The organism is Microbacterium sp. (assembly GCF_052102115.1).
Taxonomy (GTDB): domain Bacteria; phylum Actinomycetota; class Actinomycetes; order Actinomycetales; family Microbacteriaceae; genus Microbacterium.
Window position 1 is genome coordinate 1 of sequence record NZ_JBQDVP010000092.1, and the last position, 5,430, is coordinate 5,430.

Genomic DNA, 5,430 nt, shown 5'->3' on the forward strand with positions numbered 1-5,430 from the left:
TACGCAGCCTCAGAGCGGCGGTTTCTGCGACCTGAACGTGTCAGTCGCGGTCGCGAGCAGCCCAGAGGAGCCCGCGCGTGATCATGGCGGCCGTCTCGGGCACGTCGAAGTCCGAGACCTGGTGGCCGAGCGTGCACACGAACACCCGCCCGGCGCCCCAGCGACGGGTCCACGTCACGGGCATCGTGACCGGCTCTGACCATTCCGCATCGGGCGCCTCCTCGAAGACGCTGCTGGCGAGCACCGTGCTGTAGCTGTCGGAGAGCACCCAGTACTGCTCGGTGTGCACGGTGAAGTCTTCGAGCCCGAACGTGATCTCACCGTCTGCCACCGGCGCGGGATCGATGGTGACGGTGTAGTCGTGGAATCCCGCGGGGTGGAACAGGAATCGCCCGCCCACCATGCGCAGATAGGCCGCATTCGAGACGTTGGTGCCGATGGCACCGCCGTGCCAACCGGCGAAGCCCGTGCCGGCACGCACCGCGGCGACGAGGTTCGCCTCCTGATCGGCGGTCAGGGTGCCCATCGACCAGCAGTGCACGATGAGGTCCGCCGCCGCGATCCGGTCGGCCTCGCCGTAGACGGCGAGGTCGTCGGCGGTGTCCACGGCGAACCCGGCATCGCGCAGCGCGGGAATGAAGCGGTCTGTGGCGCCGACCGGGTCGTGGCCGTCCCAGCCGCCCCGCACCACCAGAGCCCGACGATTCTGGTTCACAGCAGCACCTCCGGGTAGCGGAACGGTGCACCCGCGACGAACCGGCGCACCTCGTCGACCGCGTTCTGCCCCATCCGGTGCAGCTCCGTTCCCAGGGAGCCGGCGATGTGCGGCGTGAGGACGACGTTCGGCAGCGCGCGCAACTCGTGGTCGTCGCCCAGCGGTTCGGGATCGGTCACATCGAGGATCGCACGGATACGGCCGGTGCGAAGCCGCTCGACCAGCGCCTCCTGGTCGATGATCGCGCCCCGCGCCGTGTTGAGCAGTGTTGTGCCGTCGCGCATCAGCGACAGCATCCTGCCGTCGATCTGTCCGCGGGTCTCGGCGGTGAGCGGCTGGTGCAGCGACACGATGTCGCTGCCGGCCATCACCTCCTCGAGGGTGCGCATCCCCACCCCCAGATCGTCCGCCATCGCCGGAGTGAGCTCGGGGCTGTAGGCGATGACGTCGAGGTCGAAGGGGCGCAGGAGCGCGATGAGTGCGCGAGCGGTCTGCGACAGCCCGACGATCCCCACGGTTCTGCGGAAGTTGCCGAAGAATGCAATCGGCGACTGGCTGGATGCCGCGGCCGGATGCTGCGAAGCGCGGGCGGTGGCGAAGGCATCCTTGCCGTCGAGAAGGATCATCGCGAGTGCATACTCTGCGACCGGACCGGCGTTGATGCTGCGCGCGTTGGCCGCCGTCAGCCCTCGCGCAGCCCAGCCGGCGAGGTCGTCCAGGCACATCGCCGCGACCCCGCCCAGATAGACGATGGACTGCAATCTCGGCGCATCCGCCGGCGCTATTCGCGGAGCACCCCATCCGCCGATCACGATGTTCGCGTCGCGCAGCGCGGCTCGTCCACGATCATCGAGTTCGGACACGACCTGGTCGTCCAACGACACGATCGCGCGCAGCTCGTCGAGCATCGCCCCCGTGAAGAGCTCATCGGCGAGCGAAGCCGGATCCATCAGCAGAACGGCAGAAAGACGGATGATCAACTCCTCTCGCCGCCAGTCTGCCATCGCGCCCGCCGTCACGCCTCGCGCGTGCTGAGTCGTTCGATCAGATCAGTCGCGATGAGATGGGCGCCGGGAGAATCCGACGGCGGAGACGCCGGGCCTTCGATATCGGCGACCAGTGTCGCGACGGCATCCGCGGCGAGGGTGCTGAAATCCTGCCGGATCGTCGTGAGCGGGGGGCGGTAGTTCGCGGCATCCGGCACGTCATCGAAACCGATCACGCTCACGTTCTCAGGCACCCGACGCCCCTGGTCTTCGAGCGCGCGGATGAGTCCGAGCGCCATCTGGTCGTTGGCGCTGAAGATCGCCGTTGCCGGTGTCAAGGGCGCACCGGCGGCGTGGCCCGATTCGGCCGACCAGTCTCCGCGCACGACCGGCAGAGCGTCGATCCCGGCAGCCTGCAGAGCCTCTCGCCAGCCGCGCTCGCGCTCGGCAGCAGCGAACGAGCCCGCGGGGCCGGCGAGATGATGCACAACCGGGTGACCGAGCTGCAGCAGATGTCGCGTCGCCGCCGCAGCGCCGCCGGCGTGATCGCTGCTGACGACACGGAAGCCGTTGTCCGGTGCGGCGTCGACGACGACCAGTCGCAACCCTTCCGGCAGATCCGATGCGCGCGTGAGCGCAGAAGCCTCGTTCAGCACGATCGCCCCGTCGACGCCCTGCTCCTGCAGCCGCGCGAAGGCCGTGCCGATGTCGTCGACGGCCGTGATCAGCGTGAGCGCGTAGCCGCGGCGTTCTGCCGCCTCAGCAGTGGCCTGCAGCATCCGCGAATTGCCGACCGTTGCCAGTGTCGTCACGACGAGACCGATCGTCTGCGTGCGACCGGTCCGCAGGGCGCGCGCGGCGCGATGCGGGCGGTAGCCGAGCTCGGCCATGGCCTGCTCGACGCGTGCACGCGTGGACGGGTCCACACGCGGGCTGCCGTTGACGACGCGGGAGACCGTCTGACCCGAGACTCCGGCGCGACCGGCGACCATCGCCATCGAGACGCGCCCGGGCGGAGCGCCGCGGCGGGGGCGGTCGCGGCCGAACAGATCATCCTCGGTCACCAGCATCTTCCCTTCGCGGCTCTGGTGCTCACAACTCCGGAATGTTGACGCTACCACCGCTCGAACGTTAGCGTGTTGACGTGAACACGCAAGATTCTCCGGAGTTGCGCACGACCAAGCTCGGCGCCGGGGTCGTCAAGCGGGCGACGAACCTCGCCGACGGCCGCGAACTCATCTACTACGACGATCCGGGCACGTCGCTCGGGCCCGACCGAGCCATCGACACACGCACGCTCGACCCCCGCCCCGACACCGCCAGCATGCGCCTCGACGTGCTCACCGGCGAGTGGATCACGGTCGCTGCGAACCGGCAGAACCGCGTCATGATGCCCAGCGCCGACGCCGACCCGCTGGCGCCGCAGACGGCGACGAATCCGTCCGAGGTGCCGTCGAACTACGACGTCGCGGTGTTCGAGAACCGCTCCCCCGCGTTCGGACCGGCACTCGCGACTGCCACCGGGGCCGCGGCCGACGGAGCAGCCCCCGTCGCCGCGAACCCTCCGCGCGGGCTCGACGACCTCGCGGCGCTCGGACTCGGCCGCACCCGCAGCTCCGTCGGCCGGTGCGAGGTCGTCTGCTTCAGCCCCGACCGCTCCGGGTCGTTCGGCACGCAGAGCGTGACCCGCGCTCGCACGGTCATCGAAGCCTGGGCCGACCGGACCGCTGCACTGTCACAGCTGCCGGGCATCGAGCAGGTCTTCCCGTTCGAGAATCGCGGTGAGGCGATCGGTGTGACCCTCCCCCATCCCCATGGCCAGATCTACGCCTATCCATTCGTCACGCCCCGCACGACCCGCCTGCTCGACAGCATCGATCGCACGGCTCCCGAGCTGTTCCAGCACGTTCTGGATTTCGAGCGCGGCACCGAGCGCGTCGTCCTCGACGGCGAGCATTGGACGGCGTTCGTGCCGTTCGCCGCGCGCTGGCCCCTCGAGGTGCATCTCATGCCCCACCGCCACGTCGCCGACCTTGCCGAGACGACGGATGCTGAGCGCGACGAGCTCGCCCCCCTCTATCTGCGCCTGCTGCGCGGTATCGACGCGCTCTACGCAAGCACGCCACCGTTCAACAGCGGCACGCCCTACATCGCCGCGTGGCATCAGGCCCCGGTGCATGTCGGCCGCGACGCGGTGCGCCTGCACCTGCAGATCACGAGCCCCCGGCGTGCCGCGGACAAGCTCAAGTTCCTCGCCGGCTCGGAGTCAGCGATGTGGGCGTGGACGGCCGAGGTCGCCCCCGAAGACGGAGCCGCTCGCCTCCGCGACGCCATCGCCCGCGCCGACCGCGCCGCTGACGGAGCGCTCGGATGACGGCGCAGGATGCCGCGGCACGACTGTTCCAGGAGCTCACCGGGCATGCTCCCGATGGCGTCTGGTCTGCGCCGGGCCGCGTGAACCTCATCGGTGAGCACACCGACTACAACGACGGGTTCGTGCTGCCGTTCGCCATCCCGCACCGCACGTATGCCGCGGTCGGCATGCGCGCAGACGGGCGCATCCGGGTGACCTCCGATCATGCAGAGCACCCGGTCGAAGTCGCCTTCGCAGACCTGACCGCGCTGTTCCCGAAGCCCGGCGATACGTCCCTGCGGGTGGCCGACGCGTGGGCCGCGTACCCGCTCGGCGTCGCCTGGGCCCTGCGAGCCGCCAGTACAGATGCGCACGGCGTCGCCGATGCCCACGGCGTCGACATCGCCATCACCTCTGATGTTCCGGTCGGTGCCGGCCTCTCCTCGTCCGCCGCGATCGAGGGGGCCACGGCATCCGCTCTGAACGACGCGTGGAATGCGGACCTCGACCGCAAAGCGCTCGCCCGCGTCGGCCGGCGGGCAGAGAACGAAGCGGTCGGTGCTCCGACAGGGATCATGGATCAGATGGCATCGATGCTCGGCGAGACCGACTCGGCGCTGTTCCTCGACTGCCGCACGCTCGATGCCGTGCCGGTCGCACTCGGCATGGCAGATGCCGCACTCGAGATCCTCGTCATCGACACCCGTGTCACGCATGCGCACTCGACGGGGGGCTATCGCGATCGCCGCGATGCCTGCGAGAGGGGCGCCGCGATCATGGGCGTTCCTGCTCTTCGCGATGTCGCTGTCCACGATCTGGAACGTGCGGAAGGTCTCATGGACGATGTGACCTTCCGCCGCGTGCGCCATATCGTGACCGAGAACCAGCGCGTCCTCGACACGGTGCGCATGCTGCGCGAGCACGGTGCCCGCGGGATCGGCGACCTGCTCGTCGTCTCGCACGTCTCGATGCGCGATGACTTCGAGATCTCGACCAGCGAACTCGACGTCGCGGTCGAGGCCTCGCTCGCGGCCGGGGCACTCGGCGCCCGTATGACCGGGGGCGGCTTCGGCGGCGCCGCGATCGCGCTTGTCGAGCAGGATGCCGCACCCGCTGTGTCTCAGGCCGTGACCGCTGCTTTCGCAGCATCCGGATTCGCGGCCCCGCACATCTTCCCCGTGACGCCCGCCGCGGGCGCCCGCCGCGACGCCTGATCCGGGCGCCCGGGGCAGGCCACCACCGTCCAGGTCGCGATTTCTGCCGCTCTGACGCCGTCAGAGCGGCAGAAAACGCGACCCGAACCGGGGGCGACGGGGGCCCCCGACCCGCGCCCGAGGCGGCCGGCGCCCCCGCCCCGGACCCGAGTCGGCGGGCGC

Annotated in this window: 5 protein-coding genes; 2 read left to right on the forward strand and 3 right to left on the reverse strand. The window is 70.0% G+C overall.

Translation table 11 applies throughout. The features are described 5' to 3' along the window. Window positions 1–40: 40 nt before the first annotated feature. The 3 genes from ACTICP_RS15640 to ACTICP_RS15650 are packed head-to-tail and all read right to left on the reverse strand — an operon-like array spanning window position 41 to window position 2,699. Window positions 41–715 carry a ThuA domain-containing protein gene (locus ACTICP_RS15640; RefSeq protein ID WP_441893930.1) on the reverse strand — a complete coding sequence of 225 codons (675 nt, stop codon included), beginning with the start codon at window positions 713–715 and terminating at the stop codon, window positions 41–43. Further along, the gene (locus ACTICP_RS15645; RefSeq protein ID WP_441893932.1) at window positions 712–1,719 is read right to left on the reverse strand and encodes a hydroxyacid dehydrogenase; all 1,008 of its coding nucleotides are present in this window, start codon (window positions 1,717–1,719) and stop codon (window positions 712–714) included. The genes ACTICP_RS15640 and ACTICP_RS15645 overlap by 4 nt, the downstream gene beginning before the upstream one ends. 11 nt (window positions 1,720–1,730) lie before the next feature. Continuing rightward, on the reverse strand, window positions 1,731–2,699 hold the full coding sequence (locus ACTICP_RS15650; protein ID WP_441893938.1) for a LacI family DNA-binding transcriptional regulator: 969 nt from the start codon (window positions 2,697–2,699) through the stop codon (window positions 1,731–1,733). A gap of 146 nt (window positions 2,700–2,845) precedes the next feature. On the opposite strand from ACTICP_RS15650, the gene galT reads away from it, so the two are divergent. Then, window positions 2,846–4,075 carry a galactose-1-phosphate uridylyltransferase gene (galT, locus tag ACTICP_RS15655; RefSeq protein ID WP_441893934.1) on the forward strand — a complete coding sequence of 410 codons (1,230 nt, stop codon included), beginning with the start codon at window positions 2,846–2,848 and terminating at the stop codon, window positions 4,073–4,075. Beyond that, a complete protein-coding gene (gene galK, locus ACTICP_RS15660) occupies window positions 4,072–5,268 on the forward strand; it encodes a galactokinase (protein WP_441893936.1) in 1,197 nt (398 codons plus the stop codon). The genes galT and galK overlap by 4 nt, the downstream gene beginning before the upstream one ends. Window positions 5,269–5,430 lie beyond the last annotated feature (162 nt).

Bases quoted from the DNA above. Each gene is read 5' to 3' on its own strand.
- ACTICP_RS15645 (WP_441893932.1), bottom strand. From the start codon at position 1,719: ATGGCAGACTGGCGGCGAGAGGAGTTGATCATCCGTCTTTCTGCCGTT.
- ACTICP_RS15650 (WP_441893938.1), bottom strand. From the start codon at position 2,699: ATGGCGATGGTCGCCGGTCGCGCCGGAGTCTCGGGTCAGACGGTCTCC.
- galK (WP_441893936.1), top strand. From the start codon at position 4,072: ATGACGGCGCAGGATGCCGCGGCACGACTGTTCCAGGAGCTCACCGGG.